The sequence below is a fragment of the Wolbachia endosymbiont of Frankliniella intonsa genome (assembly GCF_029856955.1).
Classification (GTDB): Bacteria; Pseudomonadota; Alphaproteobacteria; order Rickettsiales; family Anaplasmataceae; genus Wolbachia.
Genome location: NZ_CP097148.1, coordinates 1,026,559 through 1,052,557, shown reverse-complemented (window position 1 = coordinate 1,052,557; position 25,999 = coordinate 1,026,559). Strand labels below are relative to the sequence as shown.

The window sequence follows — 25,999 nt, the reverse complement described above, 5'->3', positions numbered from 1 at the left end:
AAATACGTCGACACACATTTAAAGTATTTATCAATATATTCATTTACTGTTTATGATAATAAAGATCAGCAGGAACTTTATAATTTAGAGTCTGATGTAGCCTTCTATAGTTATACCAACCAACAAAGTCATTTATTATAAGATTCAAATCTCTGATACTATTTGGTCTATAATAATATATAGCTTCTTGCTTTAAAGTTCTCCATAAGCGCTCAACAAATATATTGTCGAAGCAACGTCCTTTATGGTCCATACTGATTTTAATATTAGCATGCTCTAATTCCGTAATAAAGTTGTAGCAAGTAAACTGTACCCTTGATCACTATTAAAAATCTCATGTTTACCTTGTTTTAGAGCTTCTTTGAGAGTATAAAGGCAAAATCCAGCATCGAGATATGGTGATAATGAATGAGCAATAATATAGCGACTATACAAGTCCATTATTGCCACAAAATAGACAAACTTACCTTCTACCATAATATATGTTATATCAGTAGCCCATACCTGATTAACTCTACAAATAATCAAATCTTTGAGTAGATAAGGATATATTTTATGCTTTTTTCTTTAATACTTGTATTACATCTTTTCTACAATACAGCCCACTAATCTTCATTTTTTTCATAATTCTTAAGATTTTTTGCGATTGACTACTACCCCACTCGCTATGATTTCAGCAGTAATTTTACGATATCCATAACGGCAATCAGAAGCCAAATATACTTCTTGAATCAAATTTGCTACTTCACTTTCGTTATTAATTATAGGCCTATAATATAGGCTAGATCTGCAAATCCCCAATAAATCAGCATGTTTCCTAATTGACAGATCAGAATCTTTTTCTATAAACCTTACTCTATCTTTTTTGCTTATTTCAGTAATTTTTTTTTCAAATAGCTATTTTCCACTGTCAATTCTCCTATTACTTTATGTAAACTTTCTATTTCTTGCGCTAAGATTCTTTGTTTTCTCGCACTTTCACTTTCTTCAACAAATAGGTCTTTTAACCTTGCCAATACTCTATCACGCCAATCATATAGATTTGTTGATGGTATTTTATATTCATACCAAAATCCATTACTGACGGAACAAATAAGAAACATTACAAACTCGTTTAATAGTAGTACTGGAAATATTGACAATAGAATTACACAAAACATCTTCAAGTAAACCTATGGTATCGTAGATACTATTGCGTAAAGTATTGTATTTGATATATTGCCACAACCTTTCAACAGGATTCAGTTCCGGTGAATAAGGAGGCAAGTATATGATGGTAATGTTTTCCTGAATTTTCAAACTTTTTGATCTATGCCAACTTGCACAATCCATTACAAGAAAGGCTTCTTTCGTGCCTAAATCTTTCGACATCTGCTCCAGAAATATATTCATACAATCAGTGTTTACATATGGAGCAAGTAGGCTAATTTTCTTACCACTTCTTGGATTTACCGCACTTTAGATATAGAAATTTTGTCTACCAATTTTCATTTTAACCTGCGTTCTGACCCCTTTTTAAACCATCCGTGTCCGATTTTTGAATGAGTCCCAAATCGTGATTCATCAAAAAAAAACACCTCCCTTTAGGGTGGAAATTGACTATTTTATTGAAGTATCTTTTAAACTCTTCTTGCTTGTTTTTATCTTGTTTATGGTGCATTGGCCTCGGTGTTATGTAAGAAAATTTCATCCTTTGTATCTCACGGTGCACTGTTGATTTGCTGATGTTTAGGGCAAATTCCTCTGAGATTTTTATTTGTACTTCCTTAATAGTAATATTTGGATTTCTTTCTACCCATATTTCAATTTGCTCACGTTGATTTTTGTTTAATTTGCTTTTTCTTCTCCGCTGAAACGGGGCAAATAATTTTTCTACTCTACCAAATTTTAGATGCTTTATCCATTCAGTCAAAGCAGTCCTTGAAATTTTACATATTCTTGCCACAGCGCTTATACTACTTTCTTTTCCTGCTATCACCGCTTGTAACTTTTTTGAAACATATGCGTTATTTCTTACCTTTTTTAACATTTCTTTCGCTAAATTTACAACTCTTTCGTCTAATAGTTTTGACCTTAATGCCATTTATACCTCGCTATTTCACTTACTCTAGTATGACTTTTTCCCCATTATTCTCTATCTGTTCTTTCTATAGCGGGAATTGGTATCACTACATATCTCAGCTGTGCTTTTTTGATTTTTTATTGCTTCCAAAGCTATCTTTGCTTTTAACTCTGGTTCATATTTTTTTGTTTCCATTCTTTTACCCCTTTACCTTCCTACTCGGATCAACCATTTTTTTTGTCTAGTTTATGGGGTGCATTATAATGGATTTTGGTATAACTTAAGGTAACAAAGATAAAAAGCCTTGAAGTTTTTACATGTCGATTGGTGGTATAACAGGATTATGGTTAGTATTTCTGAGTGCGCTATTTCTGGTACTCTGGTTCGTTTTTTGCCATTTGATAAGAACTTATTTGCAAAATTTTCATCTACTACACGACAAAAATCCTCGACGCAGCAGTAAAGTTCTGTAATATCTTTCTTCATGGGTAACCTCTTAAATTATTGCTAAAATACTTGAGTTTACCCTATTTCCCTCTTTATTAATTCTGCTTTTATCTGTTTTCTAATCCATAACTGGGGTCAGTAGTGCAAGAAATCTAATTTCTACGTTAAATATGGAAGTTCTAGTTTGTTGAACAGAACGTTGATAAGTATCAATAAGAAGCTCCCTTTTGAGTAAACTTTTCTGCAACGGAGTTATCGTAATAACACCCCTTATGTACGTTGCATGAGCAAATTGGTCAAATATACGAAAGAGTTATAATACAGATTTTACTCAAAAAATATTGAAACAATCTCACACATCTTAAACTAAGTTCTCAATTTCTCAAAGAAATCTTTTAACAAAAGAGAACATTTTGTTTCTAATATTCCACCATAAACTTCAGGTATGTGGTTACAGAATTGAAATATTCTAGTGCCGTTTTCAACTCCTCCACCTTTGGGATTGTAAGCCCCGAAGTACAGACGTTTAATTTTTGCAAAAGAGATAGCTTGAGCGCACATCGGGCACGGCTCTAACGTTACGTACATTTCAGCTTCATAAAGCGTGGAAGTTGAAAATGCTTGTCTAATTGTTAACATTTCTGCATGTGCAGTTGGATCATTAGATATATTGTGTGCAGAGGAGATGATATTGTTTCCATTAACTATTACAGCACCTATTGGCACTTCGCCATCTTTCTGAGCAAGTTTTGCTTGCTCTATGGCAAGTTCCATGTATTGGTACTTAAACATTAGGTGCTTGGGTAAATATAATTTTCTTTTCTTGTCTTTTCTATTTTTTCTAGGTTATAGAATTCACTAAGGACTATTGTCCTTTTTACAAGGCTATCTATTTCTCGCTTTAAATATTTTTTTATTTCTTCTACCGATTTTAGTTCGTTTATAGCTACAACTACTTCTTCCATTATATCCTCTATAATTTGATCCTCCTCTAATTTATATATTATTTGTTCTACATGCCTATTCAATTCCTCGAAGGTCGCAGATCCATATGTAATGCTATCTTTACTATTTCTTAGTAACATTTTTTACCTCTCTATTAGAATAGAGTTTATTAAGTTCTATTAAACTCTATTGTCAATAGCTGCCTTAATAAATGATGTAAAGAGAGGATGAGGAGAAAATGGTCTTGATTGAAATTCTGGATGAAATTGCACACCAATAAACCATGAGTGATTTTTTAGCTCCACTGCCTCTATGCATGTTTTATCTTCTGATATACCACTGCATATCATTCCATTCTCTTCTAAGTTATTTTTATAATCTAAATTAACTATATATCTGTGTCTGTGTCTTTCTGAAATAGTGACACTACTATACACATTTGCCATTTTTGAATTTGGACTTACATTACACTTGTATGTTCCAAGTCTCATGGTTCCACCAAGATCAACGTTCTTACCATCAGCGAGCTTGATGATTGGGTGTTTGCAAGTATAAAATTCTTCAGAGTGTACATCTTCAAGCTTAATAACGTTACGAGCAAATTCAATCACTGCAAGCTGCATACCAAGACATATTCCTAAAAAAGGAATGTTATTTACACGGGCATAGTTTATTGCTAATATTTTACCTTCTATTCCATTATCACCAAATCCTCCCGGAACAAGGACTGAATTAGAGCTTTGTAATTTTTCTCTGATAAACTTTGCATCTATAGATTTTCCATTCTCTTCTCTTGAGTTGACCCAATTTATCTTCACTCTAGCTTTATTACTAATTGCACCATGGTTTAATGCTTCAATCAGTGATTTATATGCGTCAGGAAATTCAGTATATTTTCCTACTATGGAAACGATAACTTCTTGTGTTGGATGTCTAATAGAGTGTACTATTTGGTCCCATTCAGGTAAGCTTGGTTTTGGCTTACTTAAGTTAAAGTGATCCAAAATTTGTGTCACGAGCCCACATTGATTATACAAGGACGGTAACTCGTATATATGGTTTACATCAGGAGCAGGTATTACGTTAGATAAAGAAACATTGCAAAGATTGGCTATCTTTTCTTTTTGATTATCGGAAATTTCTTTTTCACTGCGACATAATATAATATCTGGTTGTAACCCCGCAGAGTTTAACTCTCGAACTGAATGCTGTGTCGGTTTTGTCTTTAATTCTTGTGCTGCAGTGAGATATGGTATTAAAGTTAAGTGAATAAGGATAACTTTTTGCTTTCCTAGTTTATAATTAACTTGGCGTATAGCTTCCAAAAACGGTTGGCTTTCAATATCACCTACGGTTCCGCCTATTTCGCATATTACAAAATCTAAATCTTCTGTACCATTAAAAATGAAAGATTTGATTAAATCTGTCACATGAGGAATGATTTGCACAGTTTTGCCTAGATAATCACCACACCTTTCCTTCTTTAATAATTTATTATATACTTTACCAGTTGTTATATTGTCGTCCTTGCTTGCTTTAATTTTAGTAAAACGCTCGTAATGTCCAAGGTCTAAATCAGTTTCAGCACCATCCTCAGTAACAAATACTTCCCCGTGCTGAGCTGGGCTCATTGTTCCAGGATCAATGTTGAGATATGGGTCAAGCTTTCTGATGCGAACATTGAATCCATGAGCTTGAAGAAGTGCTCCCACACTTGAAGCAACTAAACCCTTACCAAGTGATGAAACAACTCCACCTGTAACAAAGATAAACTTGGTTTCTTTCATTAATTTTCAAATGGAACAGAAGTTGATTGGCCTTCTTGCTTCTTTTCTGATATAATCTTCTCTGCAATTGATTTTTTATGTACATCTTTTGAACATAATCCTGATAGTAACAGTGTATTTATAATGAACAGCCCAGCAACTATAGAAGTTATTCTACTGAGTGGATTTTCAGAAGACTTTACCGGAATTATTGAATTCATTCCCTGTTGTGAATTACTAAAGCCACTTAATGAACTACTTCCAGGTGGCTGCAGGAGCACTAAAATTACCAATACAACAACTAATATTATTTGAAGTACACTAAGTACTGTTACTGACATTATAAATAGAGCTAAAAATAAAGATTTTAGGAGCATAGGGATCATAAGTCAAGAATATCTTTACCCGAGTAACTTGACTACTGGAACCCAAGTATGTATTAAACCTTATTTAAATTATGAGCTATCACATTTTAAAATACAAAGATTATGAACCAAAAATGGATGAAAGTTCTTTTATCGCAGATGGTGTGCGTATTATAGGTAACGTTGAAATAGGAAGGAATGCGAGTATCTGGTTTAATTGTGTGATCAGAGGAGATGTTGGATCAATCGAAATAGGTGATGAAACGAATATTCAAGATGGCACCGTAATTCATGTAGATAGAAATCAAGGCGGTGACACGATTATTGGTAGTATGGTGACGGTTGGACATTTTTGTGTGTTACATTCATGCACGATACATGATAAAGCATTTATTGGTATGGGCTCTGTTATAATGGATCATGCGATTGTCGAGTCTGAAGCTATGGTAGCTGCTGGTTCACTGGTGACACATGGAAAAGTGATAAAAAGTGGTGAAGTATGGGCTGGCAGGCCAGCACAATTCTTCAAAAAAATGTCAAATGAAGAAATAAAACATATTACACAATCTGCACAAAATTATATCATGCTGATGAAAGAATATAAGGCTATATGCTAGGTTGAGAAATCTTCAGCTCTGATGCACATTCTACGTTAACTACTTCAAAAGTTTCTTCAACTATATAATGCTTATCAATATAAGCTTCTTCAACTCTAGGAATATGCTGATTAATAAAACTACCTCTGACTAGAATATCCTTTATTGGCCAGTTTGTTTCTGTTGGAGTACCTGATAGCATAGCTGCATATTGTGCTTTTGCTGATTTTAGAGAAAAAGACATAATATTGTTTAAGTTAAGAAAGAAATTTACACGACTCCTGCAGTATTCAAGCGATTTGCCCACTGGATAATATGGTATTTCACCTACAACCTTTCTTATTAACCAATTGCACTCTTTGGTAAGTATGCTTGCTTCTTTTGGAACTTGTAGCGGTATTATAATATCATTGCTAATTCTATTTTCTTCTTGAGAAAAAAGTTCGGTATAAGCTCCTTTTTTTCTGTGTTTCTCAAAATACTTAGGAAAATAAATATTGAGATATTCAGAGTGTAATTCTATTCGATTTTTCTGATCATTTTCTAAGATAAACGTATATTTATCACCATTTTGCTTAAGTTCGCATAACTTAAATTTACTAAGGTCAGAGTCTGGAAATGGCTTTTTAATTTCAAAAGCAAGTGTAAGAGTGTGCGTTGTGTGATCAAATTCATTTTTTTCTTGTAGACCATCTTGTAGACTATAGTACTTATTTTTTTCATACTCTTTTCCTTCTATGTTAGCACTCACTTCCTCTTCATCCAAATTTTCAATATCATCAAAAAATTCTTCTTCATCCAGATCTCTTTCTTTTTCACCTGGCTCTTGTTCTTTCAGAGAATCATACCATACATCCTCTTCATTAACTTTCGCCTCTATTGTATTTTCTACACTTATTTTTCTTGTATGATCATTTCCATTGCTAGCAGTTGTTTGATAATGTGTATCGTTAGTTTGAAAAAAGCTCTTTACTTTTGATATTAAGCTAATCCATGAAAGTCTGACTTGATTAAGTAGCCATTTAAAACTCTTCATTGTTTTACCCCAACCTAATTACTAAAAATTGTAACAGAATAAATTAAATATGTCAATAAGATACACAAATTGTACTAACTGGGAATTAGTGGCAGCACTTAACATCTGTGTAAATTTTGACATAGGCGTTTTCTGCATTTTAACCAAATCAGTAAGGAGAACACCTTTGATATTCTCCTTTTAGAAGCAACTTGAATAAAACTGATAAAGTTTGAATTAAAGTGTGATTAGGAAAGTGAGTGATGAGAACTCTTTATTTGGACTTCTTTTGATTCATCTATTTTAGTATTAGGTCTTAGTGCTTCATATGTAGCACCACCAGCTACGAGTGCAGATGCTGTAGCTATGCCAATTATTGCTAATATACTTAGTCTAGTTGTATGTTCAAGTATAGTACTTGCTACCAGCCCAACAGCAAGACCAACACCAATAACAGCAGTGTACAACATTCTAGGATTATTTGAATTAGGCATATAGCTCACTAACTCTCTGCAACACTTTTCTGATTCTTTCTTTATGTCCTCGAGCTTATTTAGATCTTCTTCTATTTTAGCATTTAATTCTAGTTTCTTACATAATTCTCCTAAGAAACTCACTCAACTAACTCTTCTTGTTGAACTAATATGTAGCCAAATTCCCTCGCTTTTTTGATCAAATTTTTTACAATTCTATCTTTATAGCGTGTTTCATAGTATTCCATTCCTTTTTCTACATATTCCTGTCCGTATTTGAGCATACTATAAAATATGCATGCCATTTTTCTTGCAGTAGCTGTTATTTCTTTTGGTTCTCCCAGTCGTTTTTTCAATCTTCTGTAGTATGCACCCAACGCACTTTTACTCTTTCCTACAGAATGAGCAGCTATTCGCAAAGCATTTGCAGCACGGTTAATGACTTTACGTGTTCTTGTATTAAACACTTTTTCCCCTGTAACTTTATTAGCAGGACTGAGTCCCAACCACGACGAAAAGTGCTTTTCTGTTGGCCATTTACTGTGGTTTATACCAACTTCTGAAATTATGGTTTGTATACTTAATACATCAAATCCAGGAATTTTAGTGAAATCCATACCAGTGATTCGGTGCAGTTCCTCATACAAAGCAAAGCTTGGCTTACTTTTGCTATTTTTATTCTTTTGCTTACTTAGCTGTTTGCTTTCACAAGACTTTGTTTCAAACGTTTTATAATAGGCTTCAATATTTCTATCACATTCTGCTATTTTTTCTTGATAAATATTATATAGTTCAAATTCTTGCTTTAGCGTGAATAAGTGTTCTTCTCTATAGTCACCAGCTAACGCTTTTGCAATAGTAGACTGATCATTTTTCATTCGCACGTCCCTGAATTCTGCTAATTTTTCAGAATCTCTTTCGCCTTCAATTATAGCTTCAATGATTTTCATACCAGTTATCCCAGTAATATGACTAATAACCTTGTGTAATTGTATATTCATTTGAATTAATGCCTTCTGCATACGTAGAATATGCGTAGATGCACTTTCAGTGAGATTTCTGCGCTGCCGCACGTAACTGCGCAATACACACATCTGATTATCTGGCCTAAACGATCCATAAAGCAGTCCTTAGCTATGCAGTTGTTGGAGCCATTGGCAATCTTGAACGTCAGACTTCCTACCAGGTACATTCTTTACATGCCGTGCATTTACCAATCTTACCTCGAATTTATATGACTCAAGTATTTGAAATAAAGTAATCCAGTATACTCCTATAATTCACCCCATAAACTAGACAAAAAAATGGTTGATCCGAGTAGGAAGGTAAAGGGGTAAAAGAATGGAAACAAAAAAATATGAACCAGAGTTAAAAGCAAAGATAGCTTTGGAAGCAATAAAAAATCAAAAAAGCACAGCTGAGATATGTAGTGAATATAAAATACCATCAACAAATCTATATGATTGGCGTGATAGAGTATTGGCAAGGTTAAAAGACCTATTTGTTGAAGAAAGTGAAAGTGCGAGAAAACAAAGAATCTTAGCGCAAGAAATAGAAAGTTTACATAAAGTAATAGGAGAATTGACAGTGGAAAATAGCTATTTGAAAAAAAAATTACTGAAATAAGCAAAAAGATAGAGTAAGGTTTATAGAAAAAGATTCTGATCTGTCAATTAGGAAACATGCTGATTTATTGGGGATTTGCAGATCTAGCCTATATTATAGGCCTATAATTAATAACGAAAGTGAAGTAGCAAATTTGATTCAAGAAGTATATTTGGCTTCTGATTGCCGTTATGGATATCGTAAAATTACTGCTGAAATCATAGCGAGTGGGGTAGTAGTCAATCGCAAAAAAATCTTAAGAATTATGAAAAAATGAAGATTAGTGGGCTGTATTGTAGAAAAGATGTAATACAAGTATTAAAGAAAAAGCATAAAATATATCCTTATCTACTCAAAGATTTGATTATTTGTAGAGTTAATCAGGTATGGGCTACTGATATAACATATATTATGGTAGAAGGTAAGTTTGTCTATTTTGTGGCAATAATGGACTTGTATAGTCGCTATATTATTGCTCATTCATTATCACCATATCTCGATGCTGGATTTTGCCTTTATACTCTCAAAGAAGCTCTAAAACAAGGTAAACATGAGATTTTTAATAGTGATCAAGGGGTACAGTTTACTTGCTACAACTTTATTACGGAATTAGAGCATGCTAATATTAAAATCAGTATGGACCATAAAGGACGTTGCTTCGACAATATATTTGTTGAGCGCTTATGGAGAACTTTAAAGCAAGAAGCTATATATTATTATAGACCAAATAGTATCAGAGATTTGAATCTTATAATAAATGACTTTGTTGGTTGGTATAACTATAGAAGGCTACATCAGACTCTAAATTATAAAGTTCCTGCTGATCTTTATTATCATAAACAGTAAATGAATATATTGATAAATACTTTAAATGTGTGTCGACGTATTTATCAACATATTCATTTTAAAAATCGGATCACTTTAAAAAAATGGTCTAGACAAATGGGTGCACTATAGTGCTTTAACTTTTCCTTCATTCAGTGCTCCAATTATGCTTATCCTCTTTCTTTTAAACCTTGGGCAAATAACCTCTTTCCTCTTTGAGACCACCCATATTCATAAAATTCATTGTCCTCTATTCCAGACTCATCTATGTATATCAAGTTTCCTTTATTTATTTCTTCTACTTTTTTTTATGAACTCTTTGCGTTTCTCTTTATCTCTTTCTCGATAAAGAAAAGTTTTTTTTATATGTATAGTTTACTTTGCTAAGGTAGTTATATACTGTGCTTCTACACATATTACCAAATTCTTCAATTATCTTTTCAATTCTAATATCCTGATTTCCATTCAGAAATTTGATAAATCTATTCATATCTTTAATCTTATGGCCATATCCTTTGTGATAGCCTGAAGATGGTTTCTGTTTCTTTTTTCCTTTTCCTCCACAAATATATTGGTTTTATGCTCACTTTGAATATTTGACTGATTTTTTTATCGTCATTGTTTTTTTATCGACTCCTTTGAGAACACGTTCTTTAAGATCCTCACTATATGGACTTGGCATCTTCTTCTTTCTCATTACTTATTATACCATTCTAACCAATTTTGCCATATAGCTAAACCTTTCTTGGGTTAGCTATAGATGATAAAATATTTGATTCTAGTTCTTTATAGTCTACTAATCCGGTAGTTCTATTTGCTTGACTCATTTCAAACCTCCATTTTTTATATCAATTTATTACTTTTCTTTTCGGCTTGACACACCTTTTTGAACGTTCCCCACTTTTTCTATCACCTTTTCAAATTCTTCTACAGTTAAGCCTGTTATATTACGAAAATTTCTTGGGTGTTTCTTTATATTGTGGTAATACCAATTCCCGCTATAGAAAGAACAGATAGAGAATAATGGGGAAAAAGTCATACTAGAGTAAGTGAAATAGCGAGGTATAAATGGCATTAAGGTCAAAACTATTAGACGAAAGAGTTGTAAATTTAGCGAAAGAAATGTTAAAAAAGGTAAGAAATAACGCATATGTTTCAAAAAAGTTACAAGCGGTGATAGCAGGAAAAGAAAGTAGTATAAGCGCTGTGGCAAGAATATGTAAAATTTCAAGGACTGCTTTGACTGAATGGATAAAGCATCTAAAATTTGGTAGAGTAGAAAAATTATTTGCCCCGTTTCAGCGGAGAAGAAAAAGCAAATTAAACAAAAATCAACGTGAGCAAATTGAAATATGGGTAGAAAGAAATCCAAATATTACTATTAAGGAAGTACAAATAAAAATCTCAGAGGAATTTGCCCTAAACATCAGCAAATCAACAGTGCACCGTGAGATACAAAGGATGAAATTTTCTTACATAACACCGAGGCCAATGCACCATAAACAAGATAAAAACAAGCAAGAAGAGTTTAAAAGATACTTCAATAAAATAGTCAATTTCCACCCTAAAAGGGAGGTGTTTTTTTGATGAATCACGAGTTGGGGCCCATTCAAAAATCGGACACGGATGGTTTAAAAGGGGTCAGAACGCAGGTTAAAATGAAAATTGGTAGACAAAATTTCTATATCTAAAGTGCGGTAAATCCAAGAAGTGGTAAGAAAATTAGCCTACTTGCTCCATATGTAAACACTGATTGTATGAATATATTTCTGGAGCAGATGTCGAAAGATTTAGGCACGAAAGAAGCCTTTCTTGTAATGGATTGTGCAAGTTGGCATAGATCAAAAAGTTTGAAAATTCAGGAAAACATTACCATCATATACTTGCCTCCTTATTCACCGGAACTGAATCCTGTTGAAAGGTTGTGGCAATATATCAAATACAATACTTTACGCAATAGTATCTACGATACCATAGGTTTACTTGAAGATGTTTTGTGTAATTTTATTGTCAATATTTCCAGTACTACTATTAAACGAGTTTGTGTGATTCATAGAGGTTATTACAGCAAAAATGTAAGATAAAATAAAAACTTTGACTTGTGATAGTTTAAATACCTTATTAAAATAATATGAATAAATTCATCAACAAGAGGCAATCAGTAAATGGATACCAAAGTTAAGTTGCGTCTGAATTGGATAGAATTATACAAAAATTAGGTCATGCAGGCAAAGTATGTCAACACTATAACATTTTACGCTTTACCTTACGAAAATGGTACAAACGTTATGAAAAGCTAGGTGAACAGGGATTGTCAAACCTTAGTAGCAGGACTAAAACTTTACCCTTACAAAAAATCAACAAGTCAAATGAACAGCTCATTCTTCATCTGAGAAAAGCTAGAAAATTAGGAGCAAGACGTATTCAAGCTGAATTAAAGCGTTTACATGATATCTCTTTTGCATTGGCTACTATACACAAAGTTTTGAAGAAACACGATGTAAGTCTTTTACGTATTAAGCGCCACTATCGCAAGCAGATTAAGCGTTATAACTGCAAAGTGCCAGGAGAGCGTGTACAAATGGATGTTTGCAAAATATCTTCGGGGCTTTATCAATATACTGCTATAGATGATTGTACGCGTTATAAAGTTATCGCATTATACTCAAGGCGTACTTCAAAAAATACTCTGGATTTCCTAAAACAATTAAGGGAAAGGGCTCCATTTCATTGTCAAAGGATTCAGACCGATAGAGGACAAGAATTTTTTGCTTACGAAGTGCAAGAGTGTCTAAAAGAATGGAAAATAAAATTCCGTCCAATTAAGCCGTTTTCCCCACATTTAAATGGTAAAGTAGAAAGAGCGCAGCGTACAGATTTAGATGAATTTTATAGTAGCGTTAACATTAAGGATTATGAATTGCAAGTCAAGCTTAGGGATTGGGAAGAATATTATAATAAACAACGTCCTCATAGCTCTCTTCAGGGAAAGACTCCTTGGGAAAAATATAAAGAACTGGAAAAAACAATTCCTTGTCTAAGTGAAATACAAAAAAATTATATCTCATCAAAAGAAACATTTGTCATGCAAAATTACAAACACAACCAAGAGTTAAAGTCACTTCAAAAAATAAAACCTCTTAACAGGTATTTTAAGTTCAGACTTGATCTGACAAATTAGTTGCAATAACCTCTATGAATCACACAAAGGGGCTACTTGAATGACACACTTGAATTTACGCTATAAAGTGAACCGGTTTGGTGTGCTGCTGTTGTTTGCAGTATTGTAGTGCTAATTTTTTACTTCGGTAGTCTTTTTATTGTCATTATAATTATAAGAATAGTTGAGGCCAATTAATATGAAAACTTTTACGAAAAATTTTAAAGGTAAGGAAAGAAGGCTAGAAGAGTTCAATGAGAAAGTTGAAGACATATCAGCTGTAGCTCAAGATAAGTTTGCACATGAACTTGAAAATATCGCATATGAAAGTGTGCAGAAATTTCGCATTCTACTTGCTAAAGAGATAAACTCCACTTTCAATAACATTCATTCTCAGAATGTCAATCTACTAAAATCCGGCTTAGTAAACTTGATCAATAAAAAAGGAGAAACAGCGTTAATACGTTCTCTTCTCAATATACTTGTACGATAGAGTTGCTGCTGCAATTTAATATTAAGTGATAACTAAAATAAGTAAGATTTTTTATGGATAAGTCTTACTTATTTTAGCTATATATAGAAAAGGAGGGTTGTTATGTCAACAAGACTAAAGTATCCAATTATAAATATACAACGTAAGTCTAAGCCTAAATCTTTTCCAGTAACTTTAGGAGAGGTTAAATCTTTTTTACGAATTAAAAATGATCAAGATGATAAGTTGATTTCAAGTTTTATTTTTATGGCAACTGATTATGCTCAGTGGCATATGGAAAAGTCTCTAGTAAAGCAAACGTGGCAAGTTTCATATGAAGGTTATATACCTCGTAGAATCTATTTAAGCTATGGTCCTGTGAATAAAATAATATTGGCTACTGATAAGAATAGAAAACTTAGTTATTATTTTAGTGATATAGGAAGCTATATTGAATTTTCAATTATTTGAACATAATAAGGGCTGATGTTGTATACGAAGCTGGCTATGACAGAGTTCCTGAGCAAATAAAGCTAGGTATTATGCAGCATGTTTCTGCTCTCTATAAAAATCGTGAATCAGAAGTAAGTAGCCATTTATCTGAGGTAAAGAAGGTGTATTCTCCATTTCGCGAACCAAAGGTTGTTTTGTAGTTCCTGTTTGTCATTCAATAGCAGATACAACAGATGGTGTCATACCAGTACTTGGATCAAGATTGCGAGTAATGAATTGGGTTTTGTGAGTATGGGTTTTGCATTATAGAATGAAGTGTTTTTGGTTAAGAAAACTGGATTCCAGTGCTTACTGTACAAAAATTGTAACTTAATTCCATAAGGGAAGGTGCCATTCCAGCGCTTACTGTAAAAACATTGTAACTTAATTCCATAAAGGAAGGTGTCATACCAGTACTGGTATCCAGGAAAATTGATTCTAAATGAGCAAACATTTTCAATAAAATGACCAACAAGAAAAATAGTTAGGTAAAGCTGGATCCCAGTACTGGGATGACACCAAAAGAACTATTGGAATAACACCTTCTTAGTGGAAATTGATCACAATGTTCGTACAGTAAGCACTGACCATTTATTACGTAAATTATCTACAAATTGCAATGTTCTTAGCCGTATCTGTGAGATGGAAAAAATTCAAATTATAAATGAGTTGTATAATAGTATTTATGCAGCATTAAAAGCAAACTCTGATTTAAAGAAATATGTTACTAACATCTATGATTACCCGCCTAAGCAGGTTACTATTCCTTATCTGATGTGCATAGTAAATTATGTTAACCTGCATATGCTATCTAATTTTGCTACAAAAGTAAGATTTTCATGCGACATATATACTTATCATATAAGCAGCATGCTTGCTGCTATAAAGCATGTTAGCTTGGTGGTAAAGAGCATTAGTAGTGAGACCATTTTTGAAAGTAATTGTGCTATGAATCAGCATGATGAAGTTTTACATTCAACAATTAATTTTGATATTTTAATACAAGGAGGTAGCGATGAGCAAATTACAGCTGAAAATTAAAGGTCATGACAATAATTTTGTTGTGCTGAATAATATACGAAACTTAAGGTTTACTTTGCGTAATAACAAAGAGGAGATGAAAGATATTTCCTCTTTTGGCTGGAGAAAAGTGCTTGATTGTGCTGGAAGTAGAAAGATTACAATAAAAATTAATGGCATTTTAAATTCAGTATTGGCTGATGAATTATTGCGTAATTCTGCAATGTTAAACTCTAATAATGATTATGAGATTAGTTTTAATTCTAAGGAGAAGATAAAACTCAGGTGTTCGGTTGAATTGTATGAGAGATATTATGATCCTGCCACTTTTGACAGCTTCAATGTAGTTTTAGCCAGTGCTGAAGTTGTGAACACTTTTCATTAGTGTTAATTTAATTTTTTCATATACAATAATAATAAGTGGGAATAAATTAAAAAAAATTATGAACGATGAGGATCTTTTCGAAGAAGACGATGATAATATTGAAGAGAATAGCGATGACAGAAGAGAAAGGAATTTGAAGAATGAAAATCATCTGGAAGAGCAGTGCAAAGAGTATTTAAAACCTTTCGAGGATATTTTAAGTCAAATTGATGAAGGAGTTGATAATTTAGATAGTTACGAAAGGACTATGCAAGTAAAGCGAAGTATAGATAGGCTCATAGAAACCTTATATAGCCAAGCAGCATCTGAGGATATTGATGTAGAACTTGAAACCACAAAGCACACTCGCGATAAATCAGAATCCAAGAAAAGAGTTCTGGAAAAGAGAAAAAAACAATTGATGGAAGAGATCTTAAGTGCTCAACAACAAAAGGAGCTAATGAATAGTAGGGAAAAACATGAAGTAGCAAGTGATGGGGATATTCAGAAGGCAAAAGCACGAGTGAAGTCTTCAATTAGGGGGGTCTTGTTTTCAGTTATTGCTCATAGAATGGATCCAAGAAGGAGGGCAGGGGAAACTGCTGATGACAATGAAAAGCAAGCTCTTATGTACGATAGAGAAGCAGTTGGTGGAGTTTTAGGTGGATTATTCAAGGCGTTTTTAACTGCAGTTGCTGCTGTTGTGCGCGAAATTGCTAAACCACTTCAACATATGAATACACAAGAGACGTCTTTTGCAAAACAAGTTGAAGAAAGCAGAAACCAGGATTCACAGAAAGGTCGATCTGTGTAGGTCAAAGTATAATTTCAAAAAAATTTTTGAAATCGTATGTACTAAACAATATCTACTCAACGCAAATTACAACAAACGCAGTAGCATAATCTTGATCATCACTTAGAGAAAGGTGTATCTTGTAGTCTTTCGAGATGAAATCCTTTGTGATAGCAAGATGTGGTTTTCCCCTGATATTACTGTATATTTCTATATCTTTCATTATAATTCCTTGGCTGAATCCAGTGCCTAGCGCTTTAACAAAAGCTTCCTTTGCAGCAAAGCGTTTAGCAAAATATTTTGCCCTTACTTCTTGGCTATTATATTTTTTGCTTATCTCTATCTCCTTCTTAGTATAGACTTTATTGAGAAATTTTTCCCCGTATTTTTGTGATATCCTCAATATTCTGGGTATATATACTATGTCAGTGCCAATACCGTATATCATTTTGCGCTAAAACGATTTATTGCTTCTTCAACTTGTATTTCCTCTACCTCTCCAGTTGCTCTATTTTTTACTTCAACTGTATTTTCACTTACTACTTTTTTTCCAACAATTATTTGCCACGGCAAGCCTATCAGATCCATTCTGGCAAATTTCACTCCTACACTTTCGTCCGTATCATCATAAAGCACTTTATCGCTTTTCAAAGCTTTGTATATTTTATCTGCAGCCTCCGTTACTTTCGTTTGTAAATTGATCAAACCAACTTTAAAAGGAGCTACTGCCTCTGGCCAGATAATTCCTTTATCATCATGGAAAGCTTCTATTATTGCGCCAACAAGCCTTGAAACTCCAATACCATACGAACCCATATGCATGTTAACATTTTTTCCATCTTGAGAAGTAACACTTGCCTTCATAGGTTTCGAATATTTATCACCAAAATAAAAAATATGCCCTATTTCAATACCCTTGCTAACATTTAACTGTTCTTGCGGTATAGGACAACTTTCAGGATCATGCATATCGTCTGCAACTGCATATATGCTCTTCAGACTTTCAATATCTTCACTCTCTAGTAGTTCAGAAAATTTATTGTCATAATATAGAGTGCTCTCACCGGTGTTTGCCAATATATGAAATTCATGACTTAAATTTCCTCCAATTGGTCCTGTATCTGCCCTCACTCCAATTGGAGTGAGTTCGATGCGTTTGAAGATTTTTATGTAAGTTTTATACATCAAATTATATGAATTCAGTGCACCTTCGTAATCTACATCAAAACTGTATGCATCCTTCATCAGAAATTCTCTGCCTCTCATAACGCCATAACGAGGTCTTACTTCGTCACGAAACTTCCACTGAATTTGATATAAACAAAGTGGTAAATCTTTGTAACTTTTTACCGTATTTCTAATCAAATCAGTTACCACCTCCTCATGTGTTGGACCAAAAAGCATATCGCTTTCATGCCTATCTTTAATACGTAGCATTTCTTTGCCGTAATCATCGTAACGTCCTGACTCTCGCCAAAGACTTGCTGGCTGCACACAAGGCATCAACACTTCAATCGCACCAATTTCATCTCTGATAATATTTTCAATATTTTTAAGTACCAAAAGACCAAGCGGCAGCCAAGAATAAATTCCAGATGCTGTCTGCTTGATTAAGCCCGCACGTAACAAATATTGATGAGAAATAATTTCAGCACCAGCCGGGGTTTCTTTTAAAGTTGGCAGGTAATATTGAGATAAACGCATTTGATAAATCTGATTGTACTAAGTAATCTTAATACAATCAGGCCTGTAGGTAAACTTATTTTAAGAAGAGTGTACTACTTTCTCTTACCTCGATCTACGACACTTTGAACTTGAAATGGTTTTTGCACCTCACTATTCACTGAGTCAACATTATTTGCTTGTGCTGCAGGAGAAGCTTCATATTTCGTTTTTGAATTAACAGGCTTAGGCGATATCGGTGGCTTCTCTGCCTTTAGTGTAGAACGTGGTATAATTCACCCCATAAACTAGACAAAAAAATGGTTGATCCGAGTAGGAAGGTAAAGGGGTAAAAGAATGGCAACAAAAAAAAATATGAACCAGAGTTAAAAGCAAAGATAGCTTTGGAAGCAATAAAAAATCAAAAAAGCACAGCTGAGATATGTAGTGAATATAAAATACCATCAACAAATCTATATGATTGGCGTGATAGAGTATTGGCAAGGTTAAAAGACCTATTTGTTGAAGAAAGTGAAAGTGCGAGAAAACAAAGAATCTTAGCGCAAGAAATAGAAAGTTTACATAAAGTAATAGGAGAATTGACAGTGGAAAATAGCTATTTGAAAAAAATTACTGAAATAAGCAAAAAAGATAGAGTAAGGTTTATAGAAAAAGATTCTGATCTGTCAATTAGGAAACATGCTGATTTATTGGGGATTTGCAGATCTAGCCTATATTATAGGCCTATAATTAATAACGAAAGTGAAGTAGCAAATTTGATTCAAGAAGTATATTTGGCTTCTGATTGCCGTTATGGATATCGTAAAATTACTGCTGAAATCATAGCGAGTGGGGTAGTAGTCAATCGCAAAAAAATCTTAAGAATTATGAAAAAAATGAAGATTAGTGGGCTGTATTGTAGAAAAAGATGTAATACAAGTATTAAAGAAAAAAAGCATAAAATATATCCTTATCTACTCAAAGATTTGATTATTTGTAGAGTTAATCAGGTATGGGCTACTGATATAACATATATTATGGTAGAAGGTAAGTTTGTCTATTTTGTGGCAATAATGGACTTGTATAGTCGCTATATTATTGCTCATTCATTATCACCATATCTCGATGCTGGATTTTGCCTTTATACTCTCAAAGAAGCTCTAAAACAAGGTAAACATGAGATTTTTAATAGTGATCAAGGGGTACAGTTTACTTGCTACAACTTTATTACGGAATTAGAGCATGCTAATATTAAAATCAGTATGGACCATAAAGGACGTTGCTTCGACAATATATTTGTTGAGCGCTTATGGAGAACTTTAAAGCAAGAAGCTATATATTATTATAGACCAAATAGTATCAGAGATTTGAATCTTATAATAAATGACTTTGTTGGTTGGTATAACTATAGAAGGCTACATCAGACTCTAAATTATAAAGTTCCTGCTGATCTTTATTATCATAAACAGTAAATGAATATATTGATAAACACTTTAAATGTGTGTCGACGTATTTATCAACATATTCATTTTAAAAATCGGATCACTTTAAAAAAATGGTCTAGACAAATGGGTGCACTATAGTATTTTCTAAAATGAATGGATAAATTTCCATTATGGTATTACCAACCAAAAGTTGTAAGTCTGTACATTTATACATTAGAGGTCTGAGGCGGCTTTTGATGGTATGCCAACAGTGTTCTATGGGATTCAAATCTGGTGAATATGTTGGAAGATACAGCACATGAAAGCCAAAAGACTCTATTAATGATTTTGTTTTAGTGGTCTTATGAAATGTAGCATTATCCATAACTATGGTTGTGCCAAGTGGCAATTTAGGTAATAACATCTTCTCCAACAATATATTGAATACCTCTTTTTCACACCCACCTTTGAAAGTCATTGGTGCAATAAATCTCATTCCAATCCACCCGGCTACTATACTGATTCTCTCTCGAGTTCTCCCTGGAATATCTGCATAAATTTTCTTTCCTCTTGGAGCACGTCCATATTCTCGGTATAACTTATTATCAACTCCTGCTTCATCTATATATAAGATGCTGGAATGTTCTATTTTTGAGATTTTATCAATAAATTGCTGCCTATCTTCTTGATTGCGCTCTTGATATAGTGTGACTTTTTTAAAGTAATTTTTAGCTGTTTTAGTCTATACCAAATTGAATTTATTCCAAATCCAAGATTTTGTTTCATCTCTGCCAGAGTATGATCTGGATTCTTTGTAACATATTCTTCGAGTATTTTTGGGTCTATTTTTCGAATAAAGCTACCGTTTTTAGATGGCTTTAAGCTTTCACCAGCAGCTTTCTTTTTTAACCAGCGGTACAGAGTTGCTATTCCTATCTCCATGAGCTCTGCTATCTCAACCTTTGTCTTCCCTTTTTCTATCATCAATACTGCCTTTTCCCTTAAATCCACACTATATGCCATTATAACTCAAATACTTTGTTATACCTTTATCATTTGCTTTGGGAAATACTATAGTGCGTTTTTCATGCCTTTTTTCACTTTAGTGACAAGCTTTAAACCTCTATCGAAGAGTTCCTCAAAGAGCTCCTTCTTGATATAGCCTTTTATAGTGCACCCATTTGTCTAGACCATTTTTTTAAAGTGATCCGATTTTTAAAATGAATATGTTGATAAATACGTCGACACACATTTAAAGTATTTATCAATATATTCATTTACTGTTTATGATAATAAAGATCAGCAGGAACTTTATAATTTAGAGTCTGATGTAGCCTTCTATAGTTATACCAACCAACAAAGTCATTTATTATAAGATTCAAATCTCTGATACTATTTGGTCTATAATAATATATAGCTTCTTGCTTTAAAGTTCTCCATAAGCGCTCAACAAATATATTGTCGAAGCAACGTCCTTTATGGTCCATACTGATTTTAATATTAGCATGCTCTAATTCCGTAATAAAGTTGTAGCAAGTAAACTGTACCCCTTGATCACTATTAAAAATCTCATGTTTACCTTGTTTTAGAGCTTCTTTGAGAGTATAAAGGCAAAATCCAGCATCGAGATATGGTGATAATGAATGAGCAATAATATAGCGACTATACAAGTCCATTATTGCCACAAAATAGACAAACTTACCTTCTACCATAATATATGTTATATCAGTAGCCCATACCTGATTAACTCTACAAATAATCAAATCTTTGAGTAGATAAGGATATATTTTATGCTTTTTTTCTTTAATACTTGTATTACATCTTTTTCTACAATACAGCCCACTAATCTTCATTTTTTTCATAATTCTTAAGATTTTTTTGCGATTGACTACTACCCCACTCGCTATGATTTCAGCAGTAATTTTACGATATCCATAACGGCAATCAGAAGCCAAATATACTTCTTGAATCAAATTTGCTACTTCACTTTCGTTATTAATTATAGGCCTATAATATAGGCTAGATCTGCAAATCCCCAATAAATCAGCATGTTTCCTAATTGACAGATCAGAATCTTTTTCTATAAACCTTACTCTATCTTTTTTGCTTATTTCAGTAATTTTTTTTTCAAATAGCTATTTTCCACTGTCAATTCTCCTATTATAGCTCTTTTCATAATAGTCCGGAAAGTTCATAGAAAAGCAGAATCAACAGCATGACGAAAAGATGTGAATAGAGGGATGTTTTTCCTAGCTCTATTTTTTATAGCAAACCAATGATGCTCAATTTTATTGAAATCTGGGGAATACGTAGGAAGATACAAAATTTCAGCACCAACTTCTTTAGCAAGTTCAGTAATCTTATTAGACTTATGAAAAGTAGCATTATCAAGGATAACAGTTTGTCCAGGTTCCAAAATAGGTGTCAAAAACTGCTCAAACCATTTATTAAAGATATCCATATTACAATGGCCCTCAAATGTTAACGGAACAACTATTTTTCTACTATTTAGAGCTGCAATCATGCTAATTCGTTGAGTTTTCTTTCCAGATTTTAGGGCATAAAATCGCTGTCCTTTCTGAGAATATCCATAGGGATAGTCTTCGGTATTATCAATACCAGATTCATCTATATATACTAAGTTTTGAGGTTCTTTCGTTGCTATAATTTTCAAAAATTCAGCACGTTTTTCTTCATTCCTTTCTTTGTATCCATATGTCTTTTTTTGCGTGTGAGTCCAATTTTTTTAAGAGCTAGATGAATCGTTGGGATACTAACATTACTCCAAAGCTTAGCCATTTCCGATAGAGTTTTTCCACCATGTTTTTTTGGCAAATTCAGTAAATTTATTCCAGTCGGTAATTTTATGATTATAACCTCCATTTCCAAGTTTTTTCGACTGAAAATCTCCTGTTTCTTTTTTTTCTTTGCTGCCACTCCCATAATGTAGTTCTTCCAATTTTAAATCTTTCTGCTACCGTTTCTCTGCTTTCCCCTTCGTCTAGTACCTCCATTGCTTTTTTTCTTAAATCATAACTATATGCTGCTGGCATACTTACCTTCACTACTATAAACTCTTATTTTAAACCGTTTGGACCATTATGAAAAGAGCTATACTTCTCGAAAGCATACTAAATTCTCCTCAATCTATAATTTATTAACATAACTATAAAAAAAACAAAGAAAATTGCAAGTAATTTAGTTAAAAATTTTAGAACTAATTATAATTCCAAAAATTTTTCTGCATCAAGTGCAGCCATGCACCCTGTACCTGCTGCAACTACTGCCTGGCGATATACCTTATCTTGAACATCACCAGCGGCAAACACCCCTATCCTACTGGTTAGAGTTGTTCCAGGTTTCGTAATTATATAACCTTGCTGATCCATTTCAACAAAGCCCTTAAAAATACCTGTATTTGGCGCATGCCCAATTGCAATGAACACTCCATCCACTTTTAATTCCTGAAATTTATTGGTTTTCGTCGATTTAATTGTAATGCCAGTAACTTTTTTAGGATTTTCTTCTCCAAGAATCTGCTCTACGGTATGATTCCATATTACCTTTATCTTATCATTTTTAAAGAGCCTGTCTTGCATTACTTTCTCTGCTCTTAACTTATCACGCCTGTGTATCAGTATAACTTCCTTAGCAAATCGAGTTAAAAATATTGCTTCTTCAACAGCAGTATTTCCACCACCAACCACAGCTACAACTTTATTCCGAAAAAATGCACCATCACAAGTTGCGCATGCCGAAACTCCGTAACCTTGAAATTTCTTTTCACTCTCGAGGCCAAGCCACTTCGCTTGCGCACCAGCTGCGATTATAATTGCATTCGAATAGTAGTCACTAGCATTACCACAAGATCTAAATCTATACTCATTAGAATCCTCAAGTTGTTCAACGCTTTTTATTTCGTCATCTATTATCCTTGCCCCCACCTTCTCTGCATGCAACCTCTTTTGTTCCATGAGTTCTGGACCTTGTATAGAAATAAAACCTGGATAGTTTTCAACATCCGTAGTAATTGTAAGCTGACCACCAGGTTGCATTCCTGTTACTACAATTGGCTCTAAATTTGCACGTGCTGCATATATAGCAGCAGCATAACCCGCTGCTCCAGATCCAATAATAAGAACTTGTGTACTCAATTTATAATTCTGCACTGTGTGAGTTTAGATAATCAGCCACTCCTTCATCGCTTGCCTGCATTGCTGGCTTACCTTTTTTCCACCCTGCTGGACATACTTCACCATGCTCTTCATTATGTTTTATTGCATCAATAATTCTAATAAACTCATCGATATTACGCCCTAAAGGAAAATCATTTATCGATTGATGACGTACAACAAACTTATCATCAATAACAAAAGTTGCTCTTAGTGCAATTGAGTCATCATATAAGACCCCATAGTCTCTTGATATAGACTTTTTGATATCAGACACTAAATTGTAGCTAACCTCTCCAATACCACCATCATTAACTGGAGTGTTTCGCCATTTATAGTGTGAAAATTTTGAATCTATACTTATTCCCATCACTTCAACATTACGTTTTGAAAAATCTTCTATTTTGTTGCTAAATGATATCAACTCAGTTGGACAGACAAAAGTAAAATCAAGTGGATAGAAAAAAAGGACAGCATACTTATCCTTTATATGTTTACTTAAACAGAAATCATCAACTATTTTTCCACTAGCAAGAACAGCCGAAGCAGTAAAATCGATAGCGGATTTTGTTACAAGATTCATAACTAACCTATTCATTCTTAATATTTATAATTTTATACCTTGATACATTTACATGCAAGTTTTCTCTAGCCCCAATCCTATAAAAACGGTTCTGTCGCACTATAAACCATAGGAAAGAAGATCATTAAAGGTGGGATTATAGGAGTTATGAAGCCATTAACATAGCAAAATTCTCAAAAGTAGAAACATTATTTTAATAATTTGTCTTTTTTGAATCATACGAATATTTTCTATGCCTGTGATGGTAATCTTTGCGGAATGGAAGCTTTTAAACCCAAGCATTGGCTTTATTAGTTTTTTGATAAATCTATCAACAATATTATTTAGATATTTTATTTGAAGAACTGTAATCTTCAGAAATTTCTTCATTCAAATCATCAAGAGCAGCAGTATTACTGCCGCTTTTATCAATTACAATTTTCTCAGGAAGACAGTTACTCCTGAAGGCTTTACGAAAGAATGCAAGTGCTGAAGACTTGTCTCTACTAACACACAAGAGTACAGTATATAAATAAACCCATTTACCCTTTAATTTAATGTAAGTCTCTCCAACTATAGTATTTCCCAAAGCAAATGATAAAGGTATAACAAAGTATTTGAGTTATAATGGCATATAGTGTGGATTTAAGGGAAAAGGCAGTATTGATGATAGAAAAAGGGAAGACAAAGGTTGAGATAGCAGAGCTCATGGAGATAGGAATAGCAACTCTGTACCGCTGGTTAAAAAAGAAAGCTGATGGTGAAAGCTTAAAGCCATCTAAAAACGGTAGCTTTATTCGAAAAATAGACCCAAAAATACTCGAAGAATATGTTACAAAGAATCCAGATCATACTCTGGCAGAGATGAAACAAAATCTTGGATTTGGAATAAATTCAATTTGGTATAGACTAAAACAGCTAAAAATTACTTTAAAAAAGTCACACTATATCAAGAGCGCAATCAAGAAGATAGGCAGCAATTTATTGATAAAATCTCAAAAATAGAACATTCCAGCATCTTATATATAGATGAAGCAGGAGTTGATAATAAGTTATACCGAGAATATGGACGTGCTCCAAGAGGAAAGAAAATTTATGCAGATGTTCCAGGGAGAACTCGAGAGAGAATCAGTATAGTAGCCGGGTGGATTGGAATGAGATTTATTGCACCAATGACTTTCAAAGGTGGGTGTGAAAAAGAGGTATTCAATATATTGTTGGAGAAGATGTTATTACCTAAATTGCCACTTGGCACAACCATAGTTATGGATAATGCTACATTTCATAAGACCACTAAAACAAAATCATTAATAGAGTCTTTTGGCTTTCATGTGCTGTATCTTCCAACATATTCACCAGATTTGAATCCCATAGAACACTGTTGGCATACCATCAAAAGCCGCCTCAGACCTCTAATGTATAAATGTACAGACTTACAACTTTTGGTTGGTAATACCATAATGGAAATTTATCCATTCATTTTAGAAAATACTATACTACCAACCTGCTTCTTTCTTTTCCTTACTGCCTCATCTATCAGTGGTGATAACCCACCTTTGTAACGTAGCATTTTGCTCCCCTTATACTCATCATTTCTTCCAAATCTCGATAGCTCAAAGAGAATCGACATTTCATGTATACAGATAACATCCTCTGAAAAGCTAAATCCTTTGAAATATGGCAACAATTTTTGATTGATACGAAACATCTTTGCTTTTTTTTAGACAATTATATCATTCTTCTTTCTACTTCCCTACAAATGAGACAGAACCCTAAAAA

At 33.4% G+C, this 25,999-nt stretch carries 22 protein-coding genes and 13 pseudogenes; 13 read left to right on the top strand and 22 right to left on the bottom strand.

The features are described from left to right. Window positions 1-43: 43 nt before the first annotated feature. Both M3L71_RS05880 and M3L71_RS05875 read right to left on the bottom strand, forming a co-directional pair. Window positions 44-1,064 (bottom strand): annotated as a pseudogene (locus M3L71_RS05880) (IS3 family transposase); the annotation flags it as partial. Window positions 1,065-1,077: 13 nt separating this feature from the next. Next, window positions 1,078-2,083 (bottom strand): annotated as a pseudogene (locus M3L71_RS05875) (IS630 family transposase). Here M3L71_RS05875 and M3L71_RS05870 point away from each other — a divergent pair. Next, on the top strand, window positions 2,077-2,307 hold the full coding sequence (locus M3L71_RS05870; RefSeq protein ID WP_280144197.1) for a hypothetical protein: 231 nt from the start codon (window positions 2,077-2,079) through the stop codon (window positions 2,305-2,307). The pseudogene M3L71_RS05875 and the gene M3L71_RS05870 sit on opposite strands and share 7 nt — an antisense overlap. 28 nt (window positions 2,308-2,335) lie before the next feature. On the opposite strand, the pseudogene M3L71_RS05865 reads toward M3L71_RS05870, so the two are convergent. The 5 genes and pseudogenes from M3L71_RS05865 to secG all read right to left on the bottom strand — a co-directional run. Next, a pseudogene (locus tag M3L71_RS05865) lies at window positions 2,336-2,548 on the bottom strand (IS982 family transposase); the annotation flags it as partial. A gap of 327 nt (window positions 2,549-2,875) precedes the next feature. Then, window positions 2,876-3,283, bottom strand: a complete 408-nt coding sequence (locus M3L71_RS05860) for a nucleoside deaminase (protein ID WP_010404879.1) — start codon at window positions 3,281-3,283, stop codon at window positions 2,876-2,878. 17 nt (window positions 3,284-3,300) lie between these two features. Then, entirely contained in the window at window positions 3,301-3,537 is a 237-nt protein-coding gene (locus M3L71_RS05855; protein ID WP_280143360.1) for a hypothetical protein, read from the bottom strand. Window positions 3,538-3,633: 96 nt separating this feature from the next. Then, on the bottom strand, window positions 3,634-5,241 hold the full coding sequence (locus M3L71_RS05850; protein ID WP_280143359.1) for a CTP synthase: 1,608 nt from the start codon (window positions 5,239-5,241) through the stop codon (window positions 3,634-3,636). Beyond that, window positions 5,241-5,561, bottom strand: coding sequence for a preprotein translocase subunit SecG (secG, locus tag M3L71_RS05845; RefSeq protein ID WP_007302593.1), 321 nt, complete (start codon window positions 5,559-5,561; stop codon window positions 5,241-5,243). The genes M3L71_RS05850 and secG overlap by 1 nt, the downstream gene beginning before the upstream one ends. A gap of 116 nt (window positions 5,562-5,677) precedes the next feature. Here secG and M3L71_RS05840 point away from each other — a divergent pair, with 116 nt between their 5' ends. Continuing rightward, window positions 5,678-6,202, top strand: coding sequence for a gamma carbonic anhydrase family protein (locus tag M3L71_RS05840; protein ID WP_280143358.1), 525 nt, complete (start codon window positions 5,678-5,680; stop codon window positions 6,200-6,202). Here the strand turns inward: M3L71_RS05840 and M3L71_RS05835 are convergent. From M3L71_RS05835 to M3L71_RS05825, 3 genes and pseudogenes are all read right to left on the bottom strand, one after another. Beyond that, the gene (locus M3L71_RS05835) at window positions 6,192-7,217 is read right to left on the bottom strand and encodes a hypothetical protein (protein WP_280143357.1); all 1,026 of its coding nucleotides are present in this window, start codon (window positions 7,215-7,217) and stop codon (window positions 6,192-6,194) included. The two genes, M3L71_RS05840 and M3L71_RS05835, sit on opposite strands and share 11 nt — an antisense overlap. A gap of 227 nt (window positions 7,218-7,444) precedes the next feature. Further along, window positions 7,445-7,813: a hypothetical protein gene (locus tag M3L71_RS05830; RefSeq protein WP_280143356.1), complete on the bottom strand. Its 369-nt coding sequence runs from the start codon at window positions 7,811-7,813 to the stop codon at window positions 7,445-7,447. After that, a pseudogene (locus tag M3L71_RS05825) lies at window positions 7,810-8,943 on the bottom strand (IS110 family RNA-guided transposase); the annotation flags it as partial. The gene M3L71_RS05830 and the pseudogene M3L71_RS05825, both read right to left, overlap by 4 nt. Before the next feature lie 67 nt (window positions 8,944-9,010). On the opposite strand from M3L71_RS05825, the pseudogene M3L71_RS05820 reads away from it, so the two are divergent. Further along, a pseudogene (locus M3L71_RS05820) lies at window positions 9,011-10,120 on the top strand (IS3 family transposase). A gap of 835 nt (window positions 10,121-10,955) precedes the next feature. Here M3L71_RS05820 and M3L71_RS05815 read toward each other — a convergent pair. Next, window positions 10,956-11,174 carry a hypothetical protein gene (locus tag M3L71_RS05815; RefSeq protein WP_280143355.1) on the bottom strand — a complete coding sequence of 73 codons (219 nt, stop codon included), beginning with the start codon at window positions 11,172-11,174 and terminating at the stop codon, window positions 10,956-10,958. On the opposite strand from M3L71_RS05815, the pseudogene M3L71_RS05810 reads away from it, so the two are divergent. The 7 genes and pseudogenes from M3L71_RS05810 to M3L71_RS05780 all read left to right on the top strand — a co-directional run bounded on the left by M3L71_RS05810 (window position 11,168) and on the right by M3L71_RS05780 (window position 16,421). Further along, window positions 11,168-12,183, top strand: a pseudogene (locus M3L71_RS05810) (IS630 family transposase). The gene M3L71_RS05815 and the pseudogene M3L71_RS05810 sit on opposite strands and share 7 nt — an antisense overlap. Before the next feature lie 81 nt (window positions 12,184-12,264). Beyond that, window positions 12,265-13,280 (top strand): annotated as a pseudogene (locus tag M3L71_RS05805) (IS481 family transposase). 178 nt (window positions 13,281-13,458) lie between these two features. Further along, on the top strand, window positions 13,459-13,752 hold the full coding sequence (locus M3L71_RS05800) for an SPFH domain-containing protein (RefSeq protein ID WP_280143354.1): 294 nt from the start codon (window positions 13,459-13,461) through the stop codon (window positions 13,750-13,752). A gap of 102 nt (window positions 13,753-13,854) precedes the next feature. Next, window positions 13,855-14,202 carry a head-tail connector protein gene (locus M3L71_RS05795; protein WP_280143353.1) on the top strand — a complete coding sequence of 116 codons (348 nt, stop codon included), beginning with the start codon at window positions 13,855-13,857 and terminating at the stop codon, window positions 14,200-14,202. Window positions 14,203-14,865: 663 nt separating this feature from the next. Then, a complete protein-coding gene (locus tag M3L71_RS05790; protein ID WP_280143352.1) occupies window positions 14,866-15,264 on the top strand; it encodes a DUF3168 domain-containing protein in 399 nt (132 codons plus the stop codon). Continuing rightward, window positions 15,239-15,628, top strand: a complete 390-nt coding sequence (locus tag M3L71_RS05785; RefSeq protein ID WP_280143351.1) for a phage tail tube protein — start codon at window positions 15,239-15,241, stop codon at window positions 15,626-15,628. Before M3L71_RS05790 ends, M3L71_RS05785 begins: the two co-directional genes overlap by 26 nt. Window positions 15,629-15,686: 58 nt before the next feature. After that, window positions 15,687-16,421 (top strand): hypothetical protein, encoded by a 735-nt coding sequence (locus M3L71_RS05780; protein WP_280143350.1) that lies wholly within the window; start codon window positions 15,687-15,689, stop codon window positions 16,419-16,421. Window positions 16,422-16,473: 52 nt separating this feature from the next. Here the strand turns inward: M3L71_RS05780 and M3L71_RS05775 are convergent, their stop codons facing one another. Together M3L71_RS05775 and proS are read right to left on the bottom strand one after the other, a co-directional pair. Continuing rightward, on the bottom strand, window positions 16,474-16,848 hold the full coding sequence (locus M3L71_RS05775; RefSeq protein WP_007302804.1) for a holo-[acyl-carrier-protein] synthase: 375 nt from the start codon (window positions 16,846-16,848) through the stop codon (window positions 16,474-16,476). Then, a complete protein-coding gene (gene proS / locus M3L71_RS05770; RefSeq protein WP_280143349.1) occupies window positions 16,845-18,104 on the bottom strand; it encodes a proline--tRNA ligase in 1,260 nt (419 codons plus the stop codon). The genes M3L71_RS05775 and proS overlap by 4 nt, the downstream gene beginning before the upstream one ends. 356 nt (window positions 18,105-18,460) lie before the next feature. On the opposite strand from proS, the gene M3L71_RS05765 reads away from it, so the two are divergent. Next, window positions 18,461-19,534 (top strand): IS3 family transposase, encoded by a 1,074-nt coding sequence (locus tag M3L71_RS05765; RefSeq protein WP_280144158.1) that lies wholly within the window; start codon window positions 18,461-18,463, stop codon window positions 19,532-19,534. Window positions 19,535-19,622: 88 nt separating this feature from the next. Here the strand turns inward: M3L71_RS05765 and M3L71_RS05760 are convergent, their stop codons facing one another. The 8 genes and pseudogenes from M3L71_RS05760 to M3L71_RS05725 form a co-directional block, all read right to left on the bottom strand. Then, the gene (locus M3L71_RS05760) at window positions 19,623-20,135 is read right to left on the bottom strand and encodes an IS630 family transposase (protein WP_280144157.1); all 513 of its coding nucleotides are present in this window, start codon (window positions 20,133-20,135) and stop codon (window positions 19,623-19,625) included. Then, entirely contained in the window at window positions 20,132-20,509 is a 378-nt protein-coding gene (locus M3L71_RS05755; protein ID WP_280143348.1) for an IS630 transposase-related protein, read from the bottom strand. The genes M3L71_RS05760 and M3L71_RS05755 overlap by 4 nt, the downstream gene beginning before the upstream one ends. A 51-nt stretch (window positions 20,510-20,560) precedes the next feature. Then, window positions 20,561-20,653 (bottom strand): annotated as a pseudogene (locus tag M3L71_RS05750) (transposase); the annotation flags it as partial. A gap of 110 nt (window positions 20,654-20,763) precedes the next feature. Next, window positions 20,764-21,650, bottom strand: a pseudogene (locus M3L71_RS05745) (IS3 family transposase); the annotation flags it as partial. A 27-nt stretch (window positions 21,651-21,677) separates the two neighbouring features. Then, window positions 21,678-22,539: pseudogene (locus tag M3L71_RS05740) on the bottom strand (IS630 family transposase). 168 nt (window positions 22,540-22,707) lie between these two features. Then, a complete protein-coding gene (trxB, locus tag M3L71_RS05735) occupies window positions 22,708-23,655 on the bottom strand; it encodes a thioredoxin-disulfide reductase (protein WP_280143347.1) in 948 nt (315 codons plus the stop codon). Next, window positions 23,642-24,241 carry a peroxiredoxin gene (locus M3L71_RS05730; RefSeq protein WP_280144156.1) on the bottom strand — a complete coding sequence of 200 codons (600 nt, stop codon included), beginning with the start codon at window positions 24,239-24,241 and terminating at the stop codon, window positions 23,642-23,644. Before M3L71_RS05730 ends, trxB begins: the two co-directional genes overlap by 14 nt. A gap of 145 nt (window positions 24,242-24,386) precedes the next feature. After that, window positions 24,387-24,797: pseudogene (locus M3L71_RS05725) on the bottom strand (DDE-type integrase/transposase/recombinase); the annotation flags it as partial. A 50-nt stretch (window positions 24,798-24,847) separates the two neighbouring features. Between M3L71_RS05725 and M3L71_RS05720 the strand changes: the two are divergent. Further along, a complete protein-coding gene (locus tag M3L71_RS05720) occupies window positions 24,848-25,225 on the top strand; it encodes an IS630 transposase-related protein (RefSeq protein ID WP_280143223.1) in 378 nt (125 codons plus the stop codon). After that, window positions 25,204-25,587: pseudogene (locus M3L71_RS05715) on the top strand (transposase); the annotation flags it as partial. The gene M3L71_RS05720 and the pseudogene M3L71_RS05715, both read left to right, overlap by 22 nt. Window positions 25,588-25,691: 104 nt before the next feature. Here the strand turns inward: M3L71_RS05715 and M3L71_RS05710 are convergent. Further along, window positions 25,692-25,928, bottom strand: a pseudogene (locus tag M3L71_RS05710) (IS6 family transposase); the annotation flags it as partial. Window positions 25,929-25,999: the final 71 nt, after the last annotated feature.